This window comes from Lentibacillus halodurans, from assembly GCF_900112045.1.
GTDB classification, from domain to species: Bacteria; Bacillota; Bacilli; order Bacillales; family Amphibacillaceae; genus Lentibacillus; species Lentibacillus halodurans.
On sequence record NZ_FOJW01000004.1, the window covers coordinates 119165 to 145588 of the forward strand.

27 protein-coding genes are annotated in these 26424 nt (G+C 43.3%); 23 read left to right on the plus strand and 4 right to left on the minus strand.

Going from position 1 to position 26424, the window contains the following annotated elements; all coding sequences use genetic code 11:
• Positions 1–295: 295 nt before the first annotated feature.
• From BM195_RS18265 to BM195_RS06315, 4 genes are all read left to right on the plus strand, one after another.
• Complete coding sequence (locus BM195_RS18265; protein WP_170848170.1) at positions 296–469, plus strand: hypothetical protein; 174 nt, start codon at positions 296–298, stop codon at positions 467–469.
• Between the two features lie 1180 nt (positions 470–1649).
• Positions 1650–2126 (plus strand): DUF2975 domain-containing protein, encoded by a 477-nt coding sequence (locus BM195_RS06305; RefSeq protein ID WP_090235327.1) that lies wholly within the window; start codon positions 1650–1652, stop codon positions 2124–2126.
• A 9-nt stretch (positions 2127–2135) separates the two neighbouring features.
• Positions 2136–2366 (plus strand): helix-turn-helix domain-containing protein, encoded by a 231-nt coding sequence (locus BM195_RS06310; protein ID WP_090235330.1) that lies wholly within the window; start codon positions 2136–2138, stop codon positions 2364–2366.
• Positions 2353–2793 (plus strand): YhfM domain-containing protein, encoded by a 441-nt coding sequence (locus BM195_RS06315; protein ID WP_090235333.1) that lies wholly within the window; start codon positions 2353–2355, stop codon positions 2791–2793. Before BM195_RS06310 ends, BM195_RS06315 begins: the two co-directional genes overlap by 14 nt.
• Positions 2794–3127: 334 nt before the next feature.
• On the opposite strand, the gene BM195_RS06325 is transcribed toward BM195_RS06315, so the two are convergent.
• Positions 3128–3772 carry a pentapeptide repeat-containing protein gene (locus BM195_RS06325; RefSeq protein ID WP_090235335.1) on the minus strand — a complete coding sequence of 215 codons (645 nt, stop codon included), beginning with the start codon at positions 3770–3772 and terminating at the stop codon, positions 3128–3130.
• 358 nt (positions 3773–4130) lie between these two features.
• On the opposite strand from BM195_RS06325, the gene BM195_RS06330 reads away from it, so the two are divergent.
• The 6 genes from BM195_RS06330 to BM195_RS06355 all read left to right on the plus strand — a co-directional run bounded on the left by BM195_RS06330 (position 4131) and on the right by BM195_RS06355 (position 7447).
• The gene (locus BM195_RS06330; RefSeq protein ID WP_090235338.1) at positions 4131–4391 is read left to right on the plus strand and encodes a hypothetical protein; all 261 of its coding nucleotides are present in this window, start codon (positions 4131–4133) and stop codon (positions 4389–4391) included.
• Positions 4392–4645: 254 nt separating this feature from the next.
• Positions 4646–5032 carry a hypothetical protein gene (locus tag BM195_RS06335; RefSeq protein ID WP_090235341.1) on the plus strand — a complete coding sequence of 129 codons (387 nt, stop codon included), beginning with the start codon at positions 4646–4648 and terminating at the stop codon, positions 5030–5032.
• 35 nt (positions 5033–5067) lie between these two features.
• A complete protein-coding gene (locus BM195_RS06340; protein WP_139223978.1) occupies positions 5068–5298 on the plus strand; it encodes a hypothetical protein in 231 nt (76 codons plus the stop codon).
• Positions 5299–5347: 49 nt separating this feature from the next.
• Positions 5348–5905, plus strand: a complete 558-nt coding sequence (locus BM195_RS06345) for a sugar O-acetyltransferase (RefSeq protein WP_090235348.1) — start codon at positions 5348–5350, stop codon at positions 5903–5905.
• A gap of 200 nt (positions 5906–6105) precedes the next feature.
• Positions 6106–6828, plus strand: coding sequence for a 3-ketoacyl-ACP reductase (locus BM195_RS06350; protein WP_090235351.1), 723 nt, complete (start codon positions 6106–6108; stop codon positions 6826–6828).
• 82 nt (positions 6829–6910) lie between these two features.
• The gene (locus BM195_RS06355; RefSeq protein ID WP_090235354.1) at positions 6911–7447 is read left to right on the plus strand and encodes a DUF3267 domain-containing protein; all 537 of its coding nucleotides are present in this window, start codon (positions 6911–6913) and stop codon (positions 7445–7447) included.
• A gap of 397 nt (positions 7448–7844) precedes the next feature.
• Here BM195_RS06355 and sda read toward each other — a convergent pair whose 3' ends face one another.
• The 3 genes from sda to BM195_RS06370 form a co-directional block, all read right to left on the minus strand.
• Entirely contained in the window at positions 7845–7970 is a 126-nt protein-coding gene (gene sda, locus BM195_RS06360) for a sporulation histidine kinase inhibitor Sda (protein ID WP_090235357.1), read from the minus strand.
• Positions 7971–8156: 186 nt separating this feature from the next.
• On the minus strand, positions 8157–8954 hold the full coding sequence (locus tag BM195_RS06365; RefSeq protein ID WP_090235359.1) for a DUF817 domain-containing protein: 798 nt from the start codon (positions 8952–8954) through the stop codon (positions 8157–8159).
• 223 nt (positions 8955–9177) lie between these two features.
• The gene (locus tag BM195_RS06370) at positions 9178–10059 is read right to left on the minus strand and encodes a LysR family transcriptional regulator (RefSeq protein WP_090235362.1); all 882 of its coding nucleotides are present in this window, start codon (positions 10057–10059) and stop codon (positions 9178–9180) included.
• Positions 10060–10174: 115 nt separating this feature from the next.
• Here BM195_RS06370 and hutG point away from each other — a divergent pair, with 115 nt between their 5' ends.
• The 13 genes from hutG (at position 10175) to BM195_RS06435 (ending at position 26366) form a co-directional block, all read left to right on the plus strand.
• A complete protein-coding gene (gene hutG, locus BM195_RS06375) occupies positions 10175–11131 on the plus strand; it encodes a formimidoylglutamase (protein ID WP_090235365.1) in 957 nt (318 codons plus the stop codon).
• 48 nt (positions 11132–11179) lie between these two features.
• Positions 11180–12856 (plus strand): urocanate hydratase, encoded by a 1677-nt coding sequence (gene hutU, locus BM195_RS06380; protein ID WP_090235373.1) that lies wholly within the window; start codon positions 11180–11182, stop codon positions 12854–12856.
• A 221-nt stretch (positions 12857–13077) separates the two neighbouring features.
• Positions 13078–14340 (plus strand): imidazolonepropionase, encoded by a 1263-nt coding sequence (gene hutI / locus BM195_RS06385; RefSeq protein ID WP_090235377.1) that lies wholly within the window; start codon positions 13078–13080, stop codon positions 14338–14340.
• Between the two features lie 33 nt (positions 14341–14373).
• The gene (locus BM195_RS06390) at positions 14374–15708 is read left to right on the plus strand and encodes a YjiH family protein (protein ID WP_090235380.1); all 1335 of its coding nucleotides are present in this window, start codon (positions 14374–14376) and stop codon (positions 15706–15708) included.
• A 98-nt stretch (positions 15709–15806) separates the two neighbouring features.
• On the plus strand, positions 15807–17324 hold the full coding sequence (gene hutH, locus BM195_RS06395; RefSeq protein WP_090235382.1) for a histidine ammonia-lyase: 1518 nt from the start codon (positions 15807–15809) through the stop codon (positions 17322–17324).
• Between the two features lie 96 nt (positions 17325–17420).
• Positions 17421–18737 carry a Na+/H+ antiporter family protein gene (locus tag BM195_RS06400; protein ID WP_090235384.1) on the plus strand — a complete coding sequence of 439 codons (1317 nt, stop codon included), beginning with the start codon at positions 17421–17423 and terminating at the stop codon, positions 18735–18737.
• A gap of 136 nt (positions 18738–18873) precedes the next feature.
• Positions 18874–19941 carry an AbrB family transcriptional regulator gene (locus tag BM195_RS06405; protein WP_170848171.1) on the plus strand — a complete coding sequence of 356 codons (1068 nt, stop codon included), beginning with the start codon at positions 18874–18876 and terminating at the stop codon, positions 19939–19941.
• 99 nt (positions 19942–20040) lie between these two features.
• The gene (locus tag BM195_RS06410) at positions 20041–20400 is read left to right on the plus strand and encodes a hypothetical protein (RefSeq protein WP_090235390.1); all 360 of its coding nucleotides are present in this window, start codon (positions 20041–20043) and stop codon (positions 20398–20400) included.
• Positions 20401–20506: 106 nt separating this feature from the next.
• Complete coding sequence (locus BM195_RS06415; protein ID WP_090235393.1) at positions 20507–20998, plus strand: PaaI family thioesterase; 492 nt, start codon at positions 20507–20509, stop codon at positions 20996–20998.
• Between the two features lie 277 nt (positions 20999–21275).
• A complete protein-coding gene (locus tag BM195_RS06420) occupies positions 21276–21872 on the plus strand; it encodes a hypothetical protein (protein WP_090235396.1) in 597 nt (198 codons plus the stop codon).
• Between the two features lie 427 nt (positions 21873–22299).
• Positions 22300–23148, plus strand: coding sequence for an endonuclease/exonuclease/phosphatase family protein (locus BM195_RS06425; RefSeq protein ID WP_244535685.1), 849 nt, complete (start codon positions 22300–22302; stop codon positions 23146–23148).
• A gap of 51 nt (positions 23149–23199) precedes the next feature.
• A complete protein-coding gene (locus BM195_RS06430) occupies positions 23200–24996 on the plus strand; it encodes a glycoside hydrolase family 3 protein (RefSeq protein ID WP_425283896.1) in 1797 nt (598 codons plus the stop codon).
• Between the two features lie 53 nt (positions 24997–25049).
• On the plus strand, positions 25050–26366 hold the full coding sequence (locus BM195_RS06435) for an exo-beta-N-acetylmuramidase NamZ family protein (protein ID WP_090235399.1): 1317 nt from the start codon (positions 25050–25052) through the stop codon (positions 26364–26366).
• The last annotated feature ends 58 nt before the right edge of the window (positions 26367–26424 follow it).

Sequence of the window (26424 nt, forward strand, 5' to 3'; positions counted from 1 at the left end):
GAATTACGCTTTTTTTGAGAAAGCCGCCCGTTTGTTGTCGGAAATGGGATATGGATTAGGAGAAATTTTTAATAAGGAATGAATGGATGTGCACGGGCAGGGGGCTGGCGATTTCTGGTTTGATTTGCAGTATGGTCGGCATGATCGTGCAAGTCTTTGCTGCATTGTGTATAATCGCTTTCTTTTTGTTAGTTAGTTCTGTCTAGTATCCTTGGTCTTTCATTAACACAACGGTGCGAAAGAAAATAATCAATCTTGTAGTATAGACTTATGTCATGGAGTGAGGAGGGACAGCATGGTTCAATCGGTGAAAGGACAATTGATTTTATCACTATTGGTTGCTGTCGGATTTGTGATTGCCTCTTTTTCATATACCGAATTCACAGTTGATGAGAGATTTTACTTTACGCGGTTGATCATGTATTTTGTAATGATTGTATCGGTCTTTAATGCAGGCATGTTAACATAGAAGTATATGGAATCCAGGAAAAAGTAATCATCGTTAGCTGAATTTTTAAGAAGTTGATACTGATATCATAAGAGAGGTAGTGTCAAGGTGAGTGATGGCAACAAGTATGGAGGGGAAATACAACGTACTAAAAAAATATAAAATGGAGCTGCTTTGCTTCGATTGCTATACTAATTTTAGGAACGATCACATTAGCTGGTTTTGTGATTGATGGTTCTTATTTCTTTTTGCTTCTTTATTTCTTTTCACTAATAGCCTTATTTGCTGGCATTCAATATTTGCCGATCGTCACATTACCTGCGGTTGTGATAACGCTCATTCTAAAAAAGAATATCAGAAGGTCTGTTGCAGCCATAGCTGTGATTATATTGATCAAATGGTTCAACTATTTAAACAGACATGGGCGGGGTCCAACTGAAGTTGAATATTTCTTATGGCGATTGCAAGAAGGTTCAATTTGGGCTTATCTATCACTTATCGGTTATTTATATCTTATCTATTGGTGGATCATATTTTTTAAAAAGCGAAAGAGTCAGCAAATGAATTTAGATAATTACGGAAGGTGATATGTTTGGATGCGTTGAAGGAATTTGGATCAAGTTTTTTGCTTATCGTCAGTTTGTTTTTATTCGCTGTAAGTGCATATTTACTTTTCTGGACCGTTATAATGCCGTTCCTTGCTATTATACCTTTTCTTGTCTCCTTGATTTCTGGTTTGCTATGTTTTTACTTCTCAAGAAAATTAGATGACAGAATAAAAGACTAATAATTGCTTTAATATGCTTTCTTAGAATATAATTTAACGAATCGGTGCTGCTTGGCTATTGAAGGGGCTAGTAGTATTTTGGATTGTAGCTTAGTATTGAGGTGATGTTATGTTTGTTATTTTTATTTTAATTATTCTAATCATATTCTTATTTGACTTTACAAAATTCATGGGACAAAATAATACGTTAATTAAACAAAATGACCAAATCATAAACCTTTTGGGGTAAATTGGAAAATCAATTGTGATTGATATCAATAAAATGGGTTCTTATCTGGAACAATGAATGGCACGGCTTGTTTCATAAAGGCACAGGTTTTTCACTTGATATATTGTAAATTAATAATTATTTATTGAAATGCGATAAAAAATGTATTAAGCTATAGCCAACGACAAAAAAGTGAGGTGCTGGTTATGAAACGGGGAACGACCACTTTTTTAAAGGTGGCTATTGTTGTTATTGGATTTCTAGTGCTTGCTTTGTGTCTATTTCTGCTGCCGCGGCTGGCAGGTTATACAGCAGAGACGTATCCGGAGTTCGCTTATTTGCGGTATCCTGTTCTTGCAGGTATGTATGTTACGTTAATACCATTTTTGTTCGCCTTATATCAGTCTTTGAAGTTGTTACATCACATTGAAAATAAGGATGCTTTTTCGGAATCAGCTGTTATCGCCTTAAAGCAAATAAAGCATTGTGCAGCAGTCATTGTTATCATATATGTTATGGGAATGATTTTTCTTGGAACACAAAGCGCATTGCATCCTGGCATAGCACTGATAGGATTAGCCATTATTTTTGCGGCTTTCATTATCTCGCTCTTTGCGGCTGTTCTCCAGGAGCTGCTGCGGAGTGCATTGGAAATAAAAACAGAACACGATCTGACCGTCTGAGGTGAAAACATGGCCATTGTGATTAATATTGATGTGATGCTTGCTAAGCTGAAAATGAGCTTAACAGAACTTTCCGAACTAGTCGGAATAACGATGGCTAACCTTTCCATCCTCAAAAATGGAAAGGCTAAAGCTATCAGACTGTCAACGTTAGATGCGATATGTGAAGCACTTGACTGTCAGCCCGGGGATCTTCTTGAATACAGAAATGAAGATGGGAGCATATATGATTGGGATTGAGGTTATAAGGAAGGCATTCTTATTTTTGCTATTATCATTTTGCACATTGACGCTGATTGGATGCCAAGCGCAACACAATGAAGAGATGACTTTATTGGATCATGTATCTTCCATTTCAATTTCGGAGTCAGAAGGTTATGGAGGCTTAAATGAGAATTTTTTCATTTCTTTTCGTGAAGCAGAAACGATTACGGCTTTGGAAAGCATTTTACAGCATGCAAAAGGTACAAATGCAGATATGACGAAAGAAAAGCCCGACTATGATATAATGATTCGCTATGAAAATGGTGAGACACACGGACTGCATTTAATGCTTGGAGACGAAGGGGAAGAAAGTGTGTTTATGTATGTAGGTCACGAAAAAGATGGCTATGTTGTTCCTCCCAAAGATACAAATGCCTTAAGAGGGATGATCGCAGTTCCCTAAAATCTGATGTGTATTGGAACGTTAAATGGAGTAAAAGACAATGCTGAAAACAGCCTTAACAGTTTTAACCATACCCCTCGTAATCATTCATCTTACATTCATTATTTTTGGTGATCAATTGGAGAGCACTGGCAACGAATTTAGGTTTAACCAGTTGGATTGGTTCGATCATCTTAGGCATACTGATTTATGTTATGTATCATATGTTTGTCAAAAGTGGTCAATACACTGCTTTTCATAAAAGACTATTTTATTCGACTTTGGTAACCATTTTCTTAGGAGTTTTGGCTTTGGTCATTAAGTTTATGACAAATTCAATGCCATGAAGATAGGTTCAGTCGTCCTTCACATTCACTCCAAATAACTGAATAAATCCTGCTGCCTGTTCAGATGCAATGAACGCACCGCGCAAGTCTTGTTCGTCCAGGTGTAGATGGGTGAACTGGCAGCGGCTGAGGTCGACATTCTTTAGTGATGTGCCGGTAAGCTGTATATCATGAATGTCTGAAGTGCCAAACTGTAAATTACGCTGGGATGCATCGATGAAGTTGGCGCCTTTTAATAAACAATTGTCAAAATGAACATCCCGAAGCTCTGTAAGATTACAGAGAACATAAGGTGCCTGACAGTCTGTCCATGTCACATCATCCATGACAGCCTGATCAAAGTCGGTACCGGCGAGTTTGCATCCTCTGAACTTAACGCGGTTAAAACGCGCATCATTCAACCGGACATGGGAGAGGTCACAGTTTTCGAATAAGACATCAAGCCATTGGGAAAATGGCAGATTGACTTCGCTGAAGATGACATCTTTGAAATGGATTTGATCAAACCTTACTCGTTCGGCATGTACCGTGCTAATTACACTATTAATTGTGACCTTTTCGTAAAAAGATTGATCCGCTAATTTATCTATTTTGATGGGTTCTAAATGTTCAGGCAGATTCGGCTTTTGAATGAGTCTATTTTTCTTTTTCATGGGTGAAGCCTCCTTTGTGGGAAATTATAGACGAACATTCATAGACAAACAATACATATGTTATCTTGAGTATAAAAATAAGCGATACTGCAGGAGGGAGATATGGTCATGAATGGAGTCATGGCAGGGGATATTTTGTTTTAGTTGTTTATGCTTTTATTTACACTAGCTGTCATTATTGAAGTGGTCTCATTTTTTGTTGGGCAGGATTGAAGAAAAGCTGGATAACCTGGTATCTGCTAAGGAAGAGCATATCTATTTTTAATATCAATAGATCCAACATCCTGCATGTAAAAGGTTAGTCCATAAATGAAACTTTATTGAGTACCAGATGTTAAAAATTATGGGGGTGCCAATCATGAAAAATTATATTATTTTTACCACAAGCTTTATATTGCTATTTTCTTTATTCCAAATTTTATCCGGACTGTTCCTTACATTTACATATACACCCGGTATTGAAGAGGCTTGGAATATGAGTGCTGGTTTGCCTGAAGAAGCTGTTATCATCAGTGGGGGCAGTTCCTTTTTACGGACACTAATTTTCGGTTTTCTCGCTGCCACGATTGCTTATTTTATCCCAAAAAAAATGACAAAAAACACTAATCGTATCAATTAGTTTTTCATGAACGGGTAAGACAATAAAATAAAGTGATTGGTCTACGCCATTTTTATGCGGGTAGTGGAGGTGCACGATAAGGCAAGCTATTGTATCCATCTAAACCTTAATGCTCTCATAAAAATTTTTTAAAGCTGCAAACGTTTAAGAAAAAGTGCTGATCCGTTTTATCGAATGCTTTTATTGCAGCAGGGGTTTGATAATTGAAGAAACTTCAGCCATTTGTCATCGTCTGATTAAATGGAGGCGGTCGTATGAAAGTCTTATACGCATTCCTTACGTTGCTTGTGGTGACGTTCATATTAGCTGGCTGCGGCGATGATGGCAGAAATCCCATCACAAATACATTCGGCAATCCAAATCCGGGCGATTTTTTGGATTATGAAGGTGCTGACATTTTCTACATTGGTGGGCTGGTGTATTCCAATGCCGAAGATGTCCAATGGGTACAGGAACTGGAATACACACTGGGTGAAAAGTTTGCTGAAATAACCAGACAAACTGATCGGGCAAATCACTTTAAAAATGGGACTGCTAATAAACTGCCCGTAGGAACGACAATATATGAAACCGATACGCCTGCATACATTGCCATAGTCGACGGGAAGGAGATCCCTTACCTCAAAATGATTGAAGGCTGAGTGTTAGTAAGTCATATGGGAAAGAAGGGGCAGCCATGATGATCTTTTTCCTGATTGTCGGGATGGTATATATTTTCATGGCGAATATGTTTATGGGTGGTTCTGAAAAGCAGCAGCAGCAAACCGTTTTCTATACAGCAAGATATGAGCCTCGCAGTGTCAAACTGAAACTGGTACTGGATTTCGGCCTGGCCGGTCTTATTTCGCTAGGTATCTCTGCTTTTATTTTGTTAGGTTTCCGGATAGGGTTTTTTTCGTTATCCTGAAAGGAGCACCACTTTGAACGCTAGCTTACCATAACAAGGAGCTCCAAACATGACTGAAAAAGAAAAAATGCTGAATGGTGAACTTTATAATCCGGCCGATCCGGAATTACAAAAAGAACGATTAAATGCCCGGCGGCTGACCAGAATTTACAACCAATCAACCAACATGGATGAGCCGAACAGGATGGGGCTGTTAATAGAACTGTTCGGATCTGCTGGGGGAAATATATCCATAGAACCGTCGTTTCGTTGTGATTACGGGTATAACATCCATGTCGGGGAAAATTTTTTTGCGAATTTTGATTGCGTGTTTTTGGATGTTTGTGAAATCTTGATTGGTAATCATTGCAAGATTGCACCGGGTGTTCATATCTATACAGCAACCCATCCGCTAAACCCAACTCAAAGAAACTCTGGCCTTGAATACGGCAGACCGGTAACGATTGGCCATAATGTCTGGATTGGTGGCAGGGCAGTCATCAACCCTGGTGTAACAATAGGGGATAATGTTGTTATTGCTTCCGGTGCAGTCGTCACGAAGGATATACCGGATAACGTTGTGGCCGGTGGGAATCCAGCTAAAATAATCAAGGAAATCAATGGATAGGCCTCACTTATTGCCTGATCAAACCGTGAAAAGAGGTTTTATGACAAAGCAGAAAAAGGTTTTACAAGGCAACAAAATATAGCTGTTCCAATCACCTAAACGAAGCAAATGGTCATTATCAAAAGCTAAAGTTGAACAACTGTTCTTCAAATCCTGCAATCAATAGCGGTCGTAAAATATAATGGAAAGGAAGGTTCGAAATGGGACAGGACATTCAAGGAAAAATCGCATATATTACAGGTGCCGGCAGCGGAATCGGGCGTGCAACTGCACTGGAACTGGCAAAGGAAGGCGTTCATGTCGGGTTGATTGCCCGAACGGAAAGCAAACTGAAGATTGTTGCTGGAGAAGCTGAGGCCAAAGGTGTGGCAGCTAAGTACGCTGTCTGTGATATTGCGGATATGGAAGAAACAAGTCAGGCGATAGACAAACTGCAGCAGGGCCTTGGTTCTGCAGACATAATCATAAACAACGCCGGTATCGGTCGGCATGGAAATTTTCTGGAAATTGATCCGAAAGACTGGAAACGTACGGTAGAGGTAAATGTATTTGGTACCTACCACGTCACAAGGGCAGTGTTGCCACAAATGATTGAGAAAAATCAAGGTGACATCATGAATATCTCCTCCAGTAATGGGCTCAAAGGAACGGCAGGGTCGACGTCCTACAGCGCTTCAAAATTTGCGTTACAGGGTATGATGGAAGCGCTCATGCAGGAAGTACGCAGACACAATATCCGGGTTTCCACGCTGAATCCGAGCATGGTAGCGACAGAGATGGTGTTTGGTGACAGTCCTGATAAAAATGATCAAGAGAAGTTCATGCAGCCGGAAGATCTGGCTGAATATATGATATCCCAGTTGAAACTGCACCAGCGCATTTTCATTAAACAATCATTGCAATGGGCCACGAACCCATTTTAGTTTGTTGAGATTGCGAAAGTTATGGAAACATGACGACAAAATTTCCGTATAAGAGGTCAGATGAAAATTAGGTGGTGAATACATGGAGCAAACGCGTGAGACGGTTGTGTCGATTTCCATGGTGAAATTAAATATTTGGGTATTGATCACAACCCTTGGTGTTTTTTTTGGTGTAATGGTATCACATTCTTTGTTTTTTGGCAGATTTGCATTAACGTTTACCCTCTTTGGTATGACGCTGTTTTTGTCTGCCCTGATCGTTTTCATTTGCATTCATGAAGCCATCCATTTAATAGGTTTTCGCTATATTGGTGGTGTTTCACGGCAGGAGCTGGTCTGGGGTGTAAATTGGAAAATGGGTGTTGCGTACGCTCACGCTAAAAAGCCGATTACTGTGAAGCAAATGAAAAAGGTACTAATGCTCCCACTGATACCGACAGGGCTCCTGCCACTTGTCATAGGGGTATCGATAAATTTCCCGGCTTTATCCATTCTGGGCGTCATCATGGCAGCAGGCTGTTTGGGTGATTTGGCACTGTATCGAAAGCTGGTAAAGTTTCCGGAGTATGCGCTTGTACAGGATCATCCGAGCAAACCACAGTTTATAGTTTATGAATAGAACAGCTGTTATGAGTAAAATCGTTTCTCTAGCTTAGTTTTACCAATCGATTAATCTCATCGTTTATGGCAGCTTGACTTCAAGCACCCAGGATGAAGGTCACAAAAGTAAAAGCGGCTAAGGGACAGGTAGCTATCCTCACCGGTTTAGGAAATTGAAAAAAGTAATGGTTATTCATATTAATAGATGTACCGATGAAGAAAGTGATATGAACAATAATTGGAAGCTGTGTTTACGATTATTTAGGTTAAAATGGGAGATTGGCGATTTGCAGCCATTTTGTAAACAGTTATCAAAAACAAACTAACGCCATGAACTAATTCAGGAAAGGGCTTTCAAAACTAGCTGTTTATCCGGAGGCAATAGACGAAGGGTTTCATGTCTTTTAACTTTTGGACTACTTTACAATGATCGAACGGTTTCTAAGTTCTTCGGCTAACAATAAGATAAATTCAATGTCCAGTTGTAATTTTTTTGCCTGATAATAGGTTTCAACGAGTAATTCGTCTGATAATTGTTTCATATGTATCGTCCATAATGCTCCTTTCATGATAAGGTTCTGAAAAACCAAACCTTTCGTATAATACTATAATGAGTCAAAAAAGCAAGCTAAAAACATAGTGTATCGTCATAAAACGAAAACGAGTATAAACATAAAAAAGTCGCAGTTCCCAGCGTTCGGGAAATGCGGCTATCTTTAACCGATCTATTATTTGGCTGATTTTTCAATAGTTTCCTGTTTTATGTTCTCATGAGTGCGATTTTCCTTTAGATGTTTTAGCAGCGCGACAATCATGAAACTGATCATCACAAGCAATAACCATGAGCTGATTTTTCCGACATGTACGATTTCCCATTGCTGCTGCTGGTTCGGGTATTGCCATGCGCCGAAAAAAGTTGCGATGTTTTCGGCAACCCAGATGAAAAAGCCAATTAGTACGAATGATAGAGACAGTGGCATGGCATGGGTCTTCTGATTGACTGTGAAATATACAAACGTTTTGTAGAAAACCACCAGTACGAGGCCTCCTAGTATCCAGCGAAAATCGTATATAAAATGGTGCGTGTAAAAATTAAAATAGATAACGGCACTTAATAATAAGACGAGCCAGGTTGACGGCCAGTTCACAAGCCGCAGCTCAAGCCGCCGCCACGCCTGACACATGTAACTGGCCACGCTGGCATACATAAAGCCGCTGTAAAGAGGTACTCCGAAAACTTTTGTCACTGCTTCTTCCGGATACGCCCATGATCCCATATGGACTTTGTAAAGCTCAAGCGCCAATCCAATCAGATGGAAGACGAAAATGACTTTAACCTCGTCCATCGTTTCAATTTTAAATACGACCAGCAGAATCTGTACAGCCAGGCAAATGATTAAAATGAAGTCATACCGTTTGATAATAGGTACTTCAATCATTTTTGAAATGGCAAGTGTCAGAAAAATCATCACAGGAAAAAGACAGGACATGGCCTGCTCATAACCAAAATGGACGAATTGCTTCATTGTAACACCCAATCTATTGTTCGAAACTGTATATCTGTTTCTTTAGTTTAATAGAATGCAGGAATTTGTAAATGGAAAAGTACTGGATTCCTCATGATTTTCAGTTTCCCCCAACAATGCTTCGTTCGCAACCTATCGAAAAAGTGGCATGTTTTTAAGCATTGTTTATAAGATCATGCCACTTTATTACGTTTGGTTCGATTTGTATATATGAAAGGTACCATCACGCAAAAAATTCCTTTACGAGTTCTATCAAACGCATGACATTCGGTGGCAAATAGCGATTTTTGTCATAAGCGAGATAGACGATACGAGAAATATTGGCACCCTCAATCCCCTTTATCGAACAATCTGTCTGTTTGGAATATCGGACATAGTTTTCCGGAACGACGGTAATGCCAAGCCCATCCTCGACAAGGCTGCAGCCCGTTTCGAACCGTTCGATTTCGAATTGGATGTTTGGTTTGACACCTGATTTGCTGAAGGCGTTCAGGATATCCTGTCTTGTCTGGAACCCCTCTTTACAGACGATAAAGTTTTCCCCTTCCAGATCATGAATATGGAGTACGTCTTTGTCGCCCAGGCTATGTTCAGGCGGAATAAGTGCGACGAGACTTTCCTCATAAATTGGGGTGGTTTCGATATCTTGCTGGTGAATATACTGGTTCGTGATGGCTAGATGGATGTCAAAGTTGTTCAAGGCGTTTTTAACATCACCGAGACTCAAGGTTTCCAACAGGCTGATGCGTACATCGTGGTATTCTTGTTTGAAGCGGGTCAGAATGTCAGGCACGAAAAACATTGACGATTCAATCAGGCCGACTGACAGCTCGAGTGGCCCTTGCTGCTTAAGCCTGTCCATTTCCAAGGAAACGTGCTCATAGTGATGGAGCAGTTTTTGGGCTTCCCGATAGAGGATCTGGCCTTCTTTTGTCATTCGAAATTGTCGTGCGGTGCGGTCGATCAACGTCAGTCCGACTTCCTGTTCCAGCTTTTTGATGGAGGCACTCAGCGATGGCTGGGAGATATGCAGCAGTTTGGCAGCCCTCGTATACGTTCGTTCATTGGCAAGCGTAATGAAGTATTTTAATTGACGGATATCCATGGCATATCGACCTCCTATAGATAAAAACTATCGAAATATAATAAATAAGTATTAGCAATTATAGCATAACTAAATTATAATATTAATAAATATTTTCAGAAAACAAACAGCATGAATGGGGTGGTCTATCATTTATATACAAGCAGACAACAGGCTTTGGAACGGCAGAATTGATGATACGGAAGATCCGGCAAGTTATCGTTTTCATCAGGATGTTCAAGTCATGAATTTAAATGAACTGGCATCTGATCAAGGCGCATTCGGGATTATCGGTTTTGCTAGTGATGAAGGTGTCAAACGAAACAAAGGGCGACAGGGTGCTGCGCAGGCACCTGATCTAATCCGCCAATGTTTGGCTAAACTGCCGTATAATCTGGATTGCCGGACTTTTGACGTTGGAAATGTATATTGCGAGGGTAGTGCACTGGAAGAGGCACAGGGGGAACTCGGCCGCCACGTGGCAGGTATTTTGCAAACAGGTATTGCCCCAATTATTCTCGGTGGCGGGCATGAAACATTGTATGGTCATTATCTCGGTGCAAGGGAATATGTCGGACCTGATATAACGGTCGGCATGATCAATATTGATGCGCACTTTGATATGCGGTCAGACTCGGAGCCATCTTCAGGCACGATGTTCAGGCAGATTTTGGAGCAGGATACGCATGCAGGCTATTTATGCCTGGGGATTCAGGAATTCGGCAACACAAAAGCATTATTTCAGACCGCTAAAGCGTATGGCTGTGAATATATATTAGACAAACATATTGATCACAATGATTTTCGGGATACCTTCGCAATGATCGATAATTTCTCGAAACGATATGATTATCTGATGATGACATTATGTACTGATTCGATTGCTGCATCAGCGGCACCGGGTGTGAGTGCGCCGTCACCGCTGGGGCTTGATCCGAAAACGGTTAGGATGCTGTTAACGTATGTTGCGCGAAAAGGAAATTTACTCAGTTTTGATATTTCGGAAGTGAATCCGCTGGTGGATGAAAATGAAAAGACGATCAGACTGGCTGCCTACCTGGTGGCAGAGACGATGCGGAATTTTCATAAGTAGACAGGATTTGTAAGCGCTTTAACTATTGTGTGAATGGGAGATGATGGTATGACAGCAAAAACACATATACCGGTTGAACAGTATCGCGGAACGAAATTGCATACGAAAGGATGGCTGCAGGAAGCGGCGCTCAGAATGCTGAACAACAACCTGAATCCGGATGTGGCAGAAAACCCAGATGAATTGGTTGTTTATGGCGGGATTGGCAAAGCTGCGCGGAACTGGGAGAGCTATGAGGCAATTGTCAGAGAGCTGAAGCAGCTGGAAAATGACGAGACGCTCCTCGTGCAGTCAGGCAAGCCAGTCGCGATATTCAAAACTCACAAGGACGCGCCCAAAGTACTGCTTGCCAACGCTAACATGGTACCGGCGTGGGCAAATTGGGATCATTTCAATGAACTCGATCAGAAGGGTTTGATGATGTACGGCCAGATGACCGCCGGCAGCTGGATTTATATCGGCAGCCAGGGTATTGTGCAGGGGACATATGAAACATTTGCCGAATGTGCACGCCAGCATTTTGACGGCAGTCTGAAAGGGACAATCACGCTTACGGCAGGTCTTGGTGGTATGGGGGGGGCACAGCCACTCTCGGTGACGCTTAATGAAGGGGTCTGCATTGCCATTGAAGTTGATCAGCACCGGATTAACCGCCGTCTGGATACAAAGTACCTTGATACACAGGCAGAGAATTTGGGACACGCACTTCAATTGGCACGGAAGGCACGTGATGCAGGCAAACCACTGTCGATCGGATTGCTCGGAAATGCTGCGGAAGTTTTGCCGGCTATGATGGCACAGGGGTTTACTCCAGATGTGTTGACCGATCAGACGTCAGCGCACGATCCAAAAAATGGCTATGTGCCGGTTGAGATGACGCTTAATGAAGCAATGGATCTGCGCGTTCATGATCCGGGGCTTTATACGAAGCTGTCACGCAAAAGCATTGCCCGGCATGTGGAGGCGATGCTTGAGATGCAGCAAAAAGGTGCAATTACGTTTGACTATGGTAACAATATTCGCCAGGTCGCCAAAGATGAAGGTGTGGCAAATGCATTTGATTTTCCGGGGTTTGTGCCGGCCTATATCCGGCCACAATTCTGCGAGGGGAAAGGACCGTTTCGCTGGGTGGCTCTGTCAGGTGATCCAGAAGACATTTATAAAACAGATGACGTGATTTTGCAGGAATTCAGCTACAATCAATCACTTTGCAACTGGATTCGCATGGCACGGGAGAAAATCAGCTTCCAGGGGTTGCCATCACGGATCTGCTGGCTCGGCTACGGGGAGCGTGCCCGCTTCGGCAAAATCATCAATGACATGGTGGCAAGTGGTGAATTGAAGGCACCGATTGTCATTGGGCGCGATCACTTGGATTCCGGATCGGTCGCTTCGCCAAATCGTGAGACAGAAGGTATGAAAGATGGCAGTGATGCAGTTGCTGACTGGCCGATATTGAATGCGCTGATCAACAGTGTCGGCGGTGCCAGCTGGGTCAGCATGCATCATGGCGGTGGTGTCGGAATGGGTTACTCGTTGCATGCGGGGATGGTGATTGTCGCGGACGGTACGAAAGATGCAGAAGAAAGACTCCAGCGGGTGCTGACAACTGATCCCGGCATGGGCATCGCGCGACACGTTGATGCGGGCTATGAACTGGCGGAACAAACCGCACATGAAAAAGGTGTCAACATTCCAATGTTGAACAACAAAGAAAAGCGATAAAAAGTCTTTGGTGTTCGGTAAACGCTAGTACAGCGTTGAAAACTGCTATAGATTGCGACTCGGAGCTATAGATTAGGACATAACCGCTGTAGATTGAGCAGGAATCGATATAGGTTATGTGAAATTCGTTATAGATTAGCGGAAAACGCTATAGATCAGCAACGGCTCGACAGCAGCATGGGAACGAGTCATTTGAGAAACAAAACATGAGGAGGTATAACATGGGACAATCTCTATTGATCAAAAACGCAGCACAAGTCGTTACGATGGCAGGGCATTCTGAACAGCCGGCGAAGCGAGATGAAATGCAGGAGCTAAGCATCATCGAAAATGGCAGTGTGCTCATGCAAGATGGCCAAATCAAGGCAGTCGGCAAGCTGGCAGAGCTCGAACAACAATATCAGGAAATAATCGCTGGAGCCGAAACAATTGATGCCACTGGGAAAACTGTTACGCCAGGGTTGATTGATCCGCATACCCATCTGGTGCATGCCGGAACCCGGGAAAATGAGTATGCGATGCGGCTTAAAGGTCAGTCATACATGGAGATCATGAATGCCGGGGGCGGGATTCATGCGACGACCAGGGCGACCCGTGAAGCGGATTTTGATCAGCTTTACGACGAATCGAAACAGCGCCTTGATACCTTTTTTCAGTATGGTGTGACGACAGTGGAATCGAAAAGCGGATATGGCTTGTCGCTGGGGCAGGAACTGAAGCAGCTTGAAGTCGCCGTCAAACTGAATCAGTATCACGCCATGGATATTGTGTCCACGTTTATGGGGGCACACGCTGTTCCAATCGATGAACGGGATAATCCGGAGCCATTTGTCAGACGGGTGATTGATGAGATGATCCCGGAGGTGGCACGGCGAAAACTTGCCAAATTCAATGATGTCTTCTGTGAGCGTGGCGTTTTTACACCGGATCAGTCACGGCGAATCCTGGAAGCCGGCAGGGAGTATGGCCTGGTCCCGAAAATCCATGCTGATGAAATAGAGCCATATGGCGGTGCAGAGCTGGCAGCAGAAGTCAGTGCTATTTCAGCCGATCATCTATTGAAAGCATCTGATGAAGGCATCCGCAAAATGGCCGAAAACGATGTGATGGGTGTTCTGCTTCCCGGAACGGCATTTTTCTTGATGGCAGAGTTTGCCGATGCACGAAAAATGATCGATGGTGGTGTCCCTGTCGCACTGTCGACCGATGCTAATCCGGGTTCGTCACCAACACTGTCTCTGCAGTTCATCATGAATCTGGGCTGCCTGAAAATGGGCATGACTCCGGAAGAGGTTCTCGCGGCAACCACGATCAATGCCGCCCATGCGATTGATTGTGCTGATCACATCGGCAGTCTGGAGGCAGGAAAACAAGCGGATATTGTCATATTTGATATCCCGAATTACCTGATGCTGTCGTATCAGTATGGGATGAATCATGTTGATACGGTTGTTAAAAGAGGGGAGCCGGTGGTCGGAAAATAATTAAAAATGAATTGATCCTCAGGGGGTTTATAAATGGCGGAACCTAAACAAGATGCTGCGCTGGAAGGTAATCGAAATCATACCAATGGAAAAAATGTGTTGAAGTTTTTCTTATATAGTTTTATTGGGGCTTTCACCTTTTTTATCCCGATTACAATAAAGGGGACTTCAACAATTCCATTGGACCATATGGTAACGTTTGTGGAAGAAAATTTCACGGTGGCCATCCCATATTATATTCTGTTGGTTATTATGTTTGGCGCTATCTACCCATTCGTCAATAAAACGTGGAAAAAAGATGCCATCACTATGGGGCTCTCAATATTTAAAGTAATTGGAATGATTGTCGCATTCATGCTCGTATTTAATTTTGGCCCGGCATGGCTGTTTGATCCGGATGTAGGGCCGTTCTTATTTAATAGCTTAGTAACATCTGTCGGTATTTTGGTTCCGATTGGCGCTGTATTTCTGGCGTTATTGGTCGGATATGGCTTTCTCGAATTTATTGGTGTTATGGTTCAGCCAATTATGCGGCCTGTTTGGAAAACACCCGGGCGTTCTGCGATTGATGCGGTGGCTTCGTTTGTTGGCAGTTATTCGATAGGGCTTCTTATCACGAACAAAGTTTTTAAAGAAGGAAAATATACAGTTAAAGAAGCGACGATTATCGCAACTGGATTCTCAACCGTTTCAGCAACGTTTATGATCGTTGTAGCAAATACACTTGAGATAATGGAAATATGGAACATTTATTTTTGGGTCACCCTGTTTGTAACGTTTCTTGTAACCGCTATAACCGTTCGAATTTGGCCGTTAAATAAAATTAGTAAAGATTATTACGATGGCAAAGGATCCCCGGAGAAAGATGTGAAAGGAAACCGGATCCGGACAGCCTGGGATAAAGGGATGGAATCTGCAGAAAATTCCCTTCCTCTATTGAAAAATGTATGGGTGAATTTAAAAGACGGGTTCATTATGGCCGCATCGATTTTACCATCAATTTTATCAGTAGGACTTCTGGGGCTGGTACTGGCAACTTATACACCTTTTTTCGATGTTATTGGCTATATATTTTATCCTTTCACTTGGCTTGTACAGTTACCTGAGCCGCTTCTTGCAGCAAAGGCAGCGGCAGTTGAGATCGCTGAAATGTTTTTGCCGGCACTCCTGGTAGTGGATGCATCAATGGTTACAAAGTTTATAACTGCTGTGCTTTCCGTGTCGGCCATTATTTTTTTCTCGGCGCTCGTACCGTGTATTTTGTCTACTGAAATTCCAGTCAGTATTCCGAAACTGATTGTTATTTGGATTGAACGGACGATTTTAACGATTCTAATCGCCACACCTATTGCGTTTTTATTGCTCTGACAAGAAGATAAGTCATCATAAGGAAAATAAAAGCATGAAAAAGAAAATATATATGATTATAAAACAGTTGTCGGCACTGATAGCGGGAGGAATCATAAGTGATCGAATTAACAGGCCATTCATTAACGATAGATCAATTAATGAAAATATGTGTTGACCAAGAGAGTGTTACGATCTCAGAAAAAAGTATGCGCGATGTTCAAAACAGCAGATTGGCTGTAGAAGATATCGTCTCCAATAGTAAAACCGTATATGGTATTAATACGGGTTTTGGAAAATTTAGTGATGTGATTATCCACGAAGAAGATGTAGAAGAATTGCAGCTTAATTTAATCCGTTCACATGCATGTGGTGTTGGTGAATCTTTTCCGGAACTCGTTTCAAGAACGATGATGGTCCTTCGACTGAATGCGCTTTTAAAGGGATTTTCAGGAGTCCGTCCAGAAGTCGTTGAAATTTTGAAAGAACTGATCAATAAACAGGTTCACCCTGTCATTCCGCAGCAAGGGTCATTGGGAGCGTCTGGCGATTTGGCACCTTTAGCACACTTGGCGCTTGTATTGATCGGAGAGGGCAAAGTTTATGGTGAAGATGACCAGCCAGCAGATTCAAAGTATGTTTTAAATGCGAAATCTATTCAACCTGTCACGTTAAAGGCCAAAGAAGGATTGGCATTGATCAATGGGACACAGGCAATGACGGCTATGGGAATTCTTAATTATATGGAAGCGGAGCAATTAGCATATGACAGTGAATGGATTGCAGCATTATCAATGGAAGGCCTTGGAGGTATAATTGATGCATTTCATCCCGATATGCACAAAGCCAGGGGATATAAACAGCAAGAACAAGTAGCGGCAAGAATGAGCAACTGGTTGAAAGGCAGCGAATTAGTTACACGGCAAGGTGATAAACGGGTTCAGGATGCTTATTCGATCCGTTGTATTCCACAAGTTCACGGGGCAACATGGCAAACACTGGATTATGTAAAAGAAAAATTGGAAATTGAGATGAATGCGGCCACAGATAATCCGCTAATTTTTGATGAAGGAGAGTCTGTTATATCTGGAGGAAATTTCCATGGTCAGCCAATAGCTTTGGCAATGGACTTTTTAAAAATTGCGGTAGCAGAACTGGCCAATATATCTGAACGCCGTATTGAACGGCTGGTAAATCCGCAGCTTAATGATCTGCCTCCATTCTTAAGTCCAAAGCCCGGCTTGCAATCAGGTGCCATGATTATGCAGTACGCTGCTGCATCACTCGTATCGGAAAACAAAACATTGGCACACCCGGCCAGTGTTGATTCTATTCCTTCCTCAGCTAATCAGGAAGATCACGTCAGTATGGGTACGATAGCTGCACGTCATTGTGGGGGGATTATTCAAAACACCCGTCGCGTACTTGCGATTGAATGTATCTGTGCGCTGCAGGCTGTTGATTATAAGGGGCCTGAAAAATCTTCTTCCAAATTACAATCTCAATGGAATAAAGTTCGTCATATAGTTCCAAGCATCACACATGACCGTGTTTTTTCGGAGGATATTGAAACGGTTCATAATGCTTTGAATCCGTTATCTGACAGCAGATTTGGAAAAATCGCTTGTTATATATAAATTATGTACTTACTGGATTAATTGTCATCATGCATGATTAAGGAGGAAGCAAGCGTGTGATGAAAGAATAAAAAATCTTAAAAGGGAGTTGAATGAATGTTACTCAATCCAGTTGTTTTGTCTGTCATTGTGTTAGTTGCCCTTAGTCTTGCACGTGTCAATGTTATTATTGCACTTCTGATCGCAACCATTGTGGGGGGTCTTACCGCTGGGCTGTCACTTGAGGAAACCATTACGACCTTAGTTGGCGGACTTGGTGGCCAGGGTGAAACGGCACTGAGCTATATTCTCCTGGGAATATTGGCCGTCATGATCGCCCGCTCCGGCATTACCGGCTTCTTAATTCAGCGTATTTTACCATTTATGCATGGACGTCGTGGCGTTGTGTTATTTTTACTTGCTGGTCTTGCGAGTTTATCGCAAAATGTTATACCGATTCATATCGCCTTTATTCCGATTCTAATTCCACCACTGCTCGCGATCTTCAATAAGATGAAGGTAGATCGCCGGGCGATTGCCACAGCTTTAACATTTGGATTGAAAGCACCTTATATACTGGTGCCGGTTGGATTTGGGTTGATTTTCCAGGGTATTATTGCTGATGAAATGCGTGCCAATGGTATGGAGATTGCGCTGTCACAAATACCATTGGCCATGGCAATACCAGTAGCTGGTATGGTTATAGGGCTGGCTATTGCTATTTTATTCACTTACCGGAAGCCACGCGAATATCAAGATATCCCAACAGAATTTACAAGTGATGTGGCAGCAACGACGGAAGAAGCAAATGATCAATGGCAGATGAAGCATTTTGTGACGCTACTCGGTCTGGCTGTCACACTAGTATTGCAAATCGTTTATGGTTCACTGGTTCTTGCAGCTCTAGGGGGGATATTGACCATATTTATCTTCCGGGCTGAAACATGGAAAAATGGTGAAATGGTCGTAGAGGACGGCGTGAAAATGATGGGTGCCATTGCATTTGTCATGCTTGTCGCTTCCGGTTACGCTTCCGTATTAACAGAGACCGGAGCTGTTAACGAACTTGTGGAATCAACAAGTTCTTGGCTGGGGGATAGCTATCTGGTGGCAGCAATCGTTATGATGTTCGTCGGGTTATTAGTTACGATTGGTATAGGTACATCTTTTGGCACGATCCCGGTGCTAGCGGCAATCTTTGTCCCTTTGTGTGCATCCATCGGTTTTAGTCCACTGGCCACAGCGGCTTTAATCGGAACTTCCGGAGCTATTGGAGATGCAGGATCACCGGCTTCAGACAGCACGCTTGGCCCGACATCGGGGTTAAATGCAGATGGGCAACACCATCATATTTGGGATACGTGTGTACCGACATTTATACATTATAATATTCCTTTGCTCATCTGTGGAGTGATTGCAGCACTCGTTTTATAAGTTTAGACATATTTAAATAGAATACCTTTAACAAATCCCATCATTTCCTCTATAATATGTCAAAGAACCATCATGTGTGGATGGTTCTTTGGTTTGCGAATGGTGTTTTGTACATATTTAGAGGAGATGAAAACTGTTGAAGAGATGGTTCGCATTTGCGGAAGCATTGCTGGTGGCACTGATCGGTGTTGCCATTTTTTCCCTAATTCATATACCACTGCCATGGTTGATTGGCTCACTCGTGACAGTGGCGGTGTGGCGTGTTATGACACAAAGGGAGATGTACTGGCCTTTTAGGTTGCGGAAAATTGCTATGGTGCTGCTTGGTTATTTAATTGGCACTTCATTTACAAAAGAAACATTGATTGAGATGGGCGATCATGTTCCATCAATGGTAGCTATAACAGCCTTGACTATCGGATTCAGTCTGGTGCTTGGTTTATTATTCTCAAAAGTTACCGGCCTTGATCTGTCCAGCTGTATGGTTGGGAGTGTACCGGGCGGGCTATCACAGATCATGGTATTGATGGATGAAATCAAAGGTTTGAACTCCACTGTGATCACGTTTTTGCAAAGTATGCGCGTAATGATTATCGTGATTGTCGTACCAATTGTGACGGTGTATATGTTTGGCGGTGATTCTGACGCGGCAGCACAGACGATGATGGGCACCGGTTCTGTCAGCTGGGCGGACATGCCTTGGTATACTTATCTTTTATATCCACTGCTCATGATCGCAGGTGCGTGGATTTTTTTTCGTCTACATGTACCGACTGCATTATTGCTTGGGCCGATGGTGCTGACGATTGTAATGACGTTTGCCGGATTCCCCACCCCTGAACTTCCGGCAGGGTTTATTGATCTGGCACAAATTTTAATCGGTGTGCATATCGGTCTGCAGATGCAGCCAAGGGATTTGCCCGATTGGAAAAAAGTAACAGCTTATACGTTTCTGGTCATCGTTGTCCTGGTGCTATTCGGGTTCTGTCTGGGATATGGCCTGGCTCTCCTGTATGACCTGCCTTACACGACTGCATTATTGAGCACAGCACCGGGCGGGATGGTTGAAATGGGACTGACAGCTGTAGCGGTTGGCGGTGATGTATCTGTTGTGACCAGCTATCAGCTTTTCCGTCTGCTGATTATTATGTTTTTTGTTCCGTTATTTTTTAAGTGGCTTGCCAAGCGACATGCAGGCAGTTGATATATAACTGTGCAGCCGTATAGCTGGCAAATACAAGTATAAAACAGTAATATAATAGGCAGACAGATCCAGCAGAAAGGAAGATTCATTCTGAAGTTTTTGCGCCCGTTTGAAATTATGCTTGTATTATGTATAACAGTCCTGCTTGTTTATGACTATTTTCCCGGCATACCGTTTGCTGAGGCTGTTCCATTAAATCTACTGATACTTGTTATGCTTGCCTTATTTATACTAGCTGTTTATCGTAACCGGAAACAGAATCCTGGCCAGAGGAATATATTCAGATCACAAGTGTTTTTCCTTGTTTATATTGTGGCGGTCATGGCGTTGCTGACTTTCCTGGACGGCGAATCCCGTGTTGGTATTGCATTTGATAAAGGTATTTTCTGGGCGGCATTTGCGGTGGCCATCATGGAAATATCCCTCCAATGGCGGCGCATGAGGCAGGCGCAAGAATAAACTGTTGAAAAAGTGGAGCGACCACCAACCAACTCTACAGCGTTTGAACTCGAGCGAGAGCAGCCTTAACTCTTGAGTGACTACAAAAAGGGAGGGAGAACACGTAATGACCGAACAAGTCAAATACGCGATACAAGATGATTATCCGAATGATTTTTCCCATTGCTATGGGTGCGGGCGGCTGAATGAACATGGCTATCATTTCCGGACCGGATGGGTTGGGGAAAAAACGATCACTATCTACACGCCAAAACCGGAACATACAGCAATTCCTGGCTTTGTATATGGCGGGCTGATCGCTTCACTGATCGACTGCCATGGTACAGGGTCGGCATCACTGGCGCTGCACCGGAAAAATGGCCATGAGCCTGGTAACAGCAAAGAGGCGCCTAGATTTGTGACAGCATCACTCAACGTGGATTTTATGAAACCGACACCACAGGACATTCCATTAAAAGCAATCGGAACTCCAGAGGAAGTCCATCCGAAAAAGTTCAGGATACATACAGAAGTTTATGCAGGTGATACTGTCTGTGCAATAGCCACGGTGACTGCAGCCGTTATGCCAAAAACCTTTATACAGCAAAAAGACTGTTAGCTTCATTTAAAAGGGGCTGGGACAAAAGTATGTTAACTAAAGATAAATCCGAATGATGATTCCATTAGTTCGCATTCGTTATCACTTATGAATAAGGATGTGACCGTTGAAATGGTAAAATGCGATACTTCCTGCCCTGTAATCGTTCTGTCTTTGGCATGGAAAGTTTTAGTTGTGTCCCACCCTGATTTTTCATTGAATAATTTTCCGGTTTTGATATGATAATAGAATAGTAAATCAAAAGAATGTTCAGCTTATCGTGTATGGAGGTAACCGAATGAAAAGCAATCATTTATTTAAGTTATTCGCGGTTTCTATGTTTGTGGTGTTCCTTTTGGCCGCTTGCGGTGGTAATGATGAGGCAGAAGGCAATACAGATGATCGTGCAGAAAGTGAAAATGATGACAGCAGTCAGGAAGATGGGTCGTCAACAGATGAACAGGAGGATGAATCCTCGGAAAGTGATTCATCAGAGGAGGATACATCAGGTGCAGTGTCACCGCAATCAGCATCCGAAACGGTCTCATTTGAGCAGGTTACCTGGATTGGAGGTGTCCCGGATCGCCGGCCTGATCCGGGAATCTGGTATTACACAGAGGATGATCATCCGGAAAAATATGCAAGCACTTTTGATTGGGAAAAAGAAGATGTGCTGCTCTGGCAGATCGGTGACGAAAAGTATCAAGGATATGACCCTGATACCAGAGAGCTGGAAATTATGGACGATGACGTGATCAAAATCGTCGTCGAACTTGAGGAAGATGACACGGATGATCGCGCTCCAAGGAATTATTTGAAAGTGCCTAAAGACAAATTGGAAGGAAAAAGTTTTATCATCGAAACGGTGGATGGTGAACAGTTATCTGTTGAATAGGAAAGTATTTTCCCGAATAATCTCAACCGCAAAAAGGAAGAGCCAATCCTCTTCCTTTTTCTGTTGCCTTTGATATTCTTTTTTGATTTATTCATTCTTCTTGTAAAGCTTGCCGTGTATTCGTCCGCTAACACAAAGGTTATCCTTTCTTATCGGATATTCCATAGATAGATTTAATAAGTGAAGACGAGTAAAAAGACGTAGTTAAAAGGTGCCATCTATTTTTGTAATTTTTTTAAATAGGTTCAATGGTTGCATAGACAAGCCATTCATGAGCCGTTAATCTAGTACTGAAAGCCCTTGCAAATAGATTTGAAAGGAGGCAAACATCATGCAGCAATAGATGATTTTGCTTTATTTTGAATCGGACGCACAGGAAATTAGGAAGTGATTAAGCAGGGAGGGCTGTAAAATCAAATATCGATTAATGGCTTCATTTCTCATTGTAATGGCGATGTTCATAGGATCATTGACTGATACCGCTGCTCAGGATAATTCTGAAAATGCTCGAAGCGTCACGGTTAAAGTCATGACGTACAACATTCATGCTGGTATCGGAAGTGATGGAAACTATGATATTGACAGAATTGCTGATGTAATAGAAGCGTCAGAGGCTGATGTGGTTGGGCTGCAGGAAGTTGATGTTAACTGGGGTGCCCGCAGTAACTTTGACGACGAACTTGAACTGCTTGCCGAAAAGCTGGGTATGCATGCTTTCATGGCACCTATTTACAATCAGGATCCAATCAATGAAGGTGATCCAAGGCGAAAATATGGTGTAGCCGTTCTGAGCAAGTATCCGATTATCGATGCAAGCAACCGTGAGATTACAAGACTATCAACACAGGATGATGATCCGGAACCCGGGTTGGCGCCGGGGTTTGCCGAGACAGTGATTAATGCTAAGGGAGCGATATTTTCGCTTTATGTGACGCATCTGGATTACCGCGGTGATCCTTATGTCCGGGAATTGCAAGTAGACGATATGCTTGACATAATCCCGGAGAAAGGCGATGCGATGTTAGTCGGTGATATGAATGCAACGCCTGATGCACCTGAACTTCAGCCGTTGTTTAATCGATTTCAGGATGCATGGGATGAAAGCGGAAAAGGTGATGGGCATACATTTTCAGCCGTCTCACCGAGTAAGCGCATCGACTATATCCTGACTTCACCAGGTATGGAATCATCGAATGCTGAAGTGATTGACACCCTGGCATCCGATCATTTGCCTGTGATAACAGATGTGACGTTAACACGTGGGGGTGGAAGATAAGCCGATTTCAGGCTGAATGCCGTGATTTTTGAAACATTACCTTTAAAAGGAGTGAATGCATTGCTGAAACGACATTTGTTCTCGTTCCTATCTTTTTTGCTCGTTTTTTCGCTGTGTTTCCCTGCTGCAGGCTTTGCCAAGGGCTGGGATGACCCGACCAAACCGGGCTGGGGCAATGGTGAAAAGGCTAAGCACGGCTGGATTGTAAGTAAAATGAAACATATGACACTGGAAGAAAAAATCGGCCAGTTATTTATTATCCACATGTATGGCCAGACACCGACCGATCCTGCTTATGAAGATACCAACCTGAACAATAATCGCGGGGCTAAAAACTTTAAGGAAGCAATTGAAAGATATCATATCGGTGGCGTGATTTATTTTAACTGGACGGATAACATCGGCAATCCGGCTGATGTGGAACAGGTTAATGCGCTGTCGAACGGTCTGCAGGACGTTGCGATGGATCAGCGGATGCCTATTCCGTTATTCATTTCGACTGACCAGGAAGGTGGTATTGTTCAACGGCTCACAAGTCCCGGAACGGTTTTCCCGGGAAACATGGCGCTTGGGGCAACCCGTTCACCGGAATTAGCTGCTGATTCTGCCGGAATTATAGGAAACGAATTAGGCAGCCTCGGGATTAATATGAATTTTGCCCCCGTGGCAGATGTTAACGTTAATCCGGAAAACCCGGTCATTGGTGTTCGCTCTTTTGGGGAAGATGCTGATCTTGTTTCTGACTTAACAGTTTCTCAGATTGAGGCTTATCAGGATGAGAAAATGATTCCGTCTGCCAAACACTTTCCTGGACATGGGGATACAGATGTTGATTCCCACTATGGTTTGCCGATCATCAACCATGATCTTGAGACACTGTACAATGTTGATTTGAAACCATTTCAGGCAGCGATTGATGCGGGAGTCGAAGCAATCATGACAGCACATATTGTCGTACCTGCACTTGATGACTCAGGTTTGCCGGCTACGTTATCAAAGCCGATTTTAACGGACCTTTTACGGGATGAAATGGGCTTTGAAGGACTGATTGTTACGGATAGCCTCGGCATGTCAGGTGCTAACGTTGTTGATCCTGAGCGTGTGCCGGTGGAAGCATTTAAAGCAGGGAACGATATTTTACTTAATCCGCCTGATGTTGAGCAGGCTTATAATGCGATGCTTGAAGCCGTTGAAACCGGTGAAATCAGTGAAGAGCGTGTTGATGAATCCGTTTATCGCATCCTGAAAGCCAAAATGGAAAAAGGTTTGTTTGGTGAACCCAACACCGATCCGGAGGCCGTTGATAACATCGGAACAGAAGAAAATCTTGCCAAAGCTGATGAAATTGCCGATCAAAGTATTACCCTGGTTAAGAACGAAGATGATCTGCTTCCATTGCAGGACGACCGGGACGTGCTGATTACCGGCCCGTCTGCAGCTAAGCCGGGATATCTTTCGGAGCAGTTACAGGCAAAAGGATTCAATGTCAGTGATTATGCAACGGATACGAGTCCAACGCCTGATCAAATAGACGGAGCAGCAGCGGAGGCAGAAAATGCGGATATCGTTGTTACTGCAACGTATACGGCCAACACAAATGATGCTCAGCAGCAATTGGTTGAAGCAATTCAGGACACAGGAAAGCCGGTAGTTGTAACGGCGATCCGCAACCCGTATGATTTGATGGCATTCCCTGAAGTAGAGGGGTATGTGACCACTTACGGCGACCGGGATGTTTCTGTTGAAGCACTTGCAAGGGTACTCAGCGGCGAAGTCAATCCAGAGGGAAGGCTGCCTGTCACCATTCCTGATCTATACGAATACGGCCATTATCTCGGCTATGAATGAGATGACTGTTAAAAACGAAAAATTCAGCAAAATAAGGACAGGAGGCGTTCACAATGAAAAAATGGATGGTCATGTTAGTTTCCGGCATCCTGATGTTGACCACATTGTCTGCGGTGATGGCGCATTCCCCGGGGAAAGGTCATGGTCCGCCTGATCATGTGCCGCCGGGTCATGATCAGGATTTGCGGCTTGGTGTTGACGTATTGTTGGAGGATGAACTTGATTTGATTGACGGCAAGAATGTCGGACTGATCACCAATCCAACTGGTGTTAACCAGGACCTGAACAGCATTGTCGATATGTTGCACAATCATGATGATGTCAATCTTGTCTCACTGTACGGTCCAGAGCACGGTGTCCGCGGCAGTGCGCAGGCAGGCGAATATGTTGAGTTTTATATGGACGAACAAACCGGCCTGCCTGTCTACAGTCTTTATGGTGAAACAAGAAAACCGACACCGGAAATGCTGGAAGATGTTGACACGCTGCTTTTTGATATTCAGGATGTTGGTACACGGTTCTATACGTATATTTACACAATGGCGTATGCGATGGAAGCGGCGACTGAAAACGATATAGAGTTTGTTGTCCTTGACCGGCCAAACCCGGTTGGCGGTGAAAAAGTGGAAGGGCCGGTGCTTAATCCCGACTATTCATCGTTCGTTGGCATGTACCCGATTCCGCTTCGCCACGGCATGACAGTTGGCGAATTGGCGAAACTATTTAACAATGAATTCGATATTGGTGCTGACTTGGAAGTTGTCGAAATGCAAGGCTGGGATCGTTCGATGACTTATGATGACACTGGTCTTGAATTTGTTATGCCGTCACCGAATATGCCAACACTTGATACAGCACTTGTATATCCTGGTGCAGCATTAATCGAAGGAACGAACGTATCAGAAGGACGCGGCACCACAAAACCGTTCGAATTGATCGGCGCACCGTTCATGAACAGCACGGAGCTTGCAGCTAATTTAAATGATCAGGGGCTTGAGGGTGTAGCCTTCAGAGCTGCCTCGTTTACACCACAGTTTTCCAAACATAGTGGAGAATTATCGCACGGTATCGAGATTCATGTCACGGATATGGAGTCTTATGAGCCGATCAGAACGGGCGTATCGATTGTAAAAACGATTCATGATATGTACCCCGAAGATTTTGCGTTCCGGGAAGAAAACAGCCAGGGTGTTTCCTTCTTTGATAATCTGATTGGCAATGGCTGGGTCCGTGAGAAGATTGAAGAAGGCGCCTCAGTTGAGGAAATCGTCAACACATGGCAGCCGGAACTCGATGAATTCAAGCAGACACGGGAAGACTACTTGCTGTATGATGGAGGCAAAAAACGTCCAGGAGCCCCCGGGCGCTAATTGGTACACAAAATTTCAGCACTTCCGCAGCAAATGCGGAAGTGCGTTTTAGTGGAGG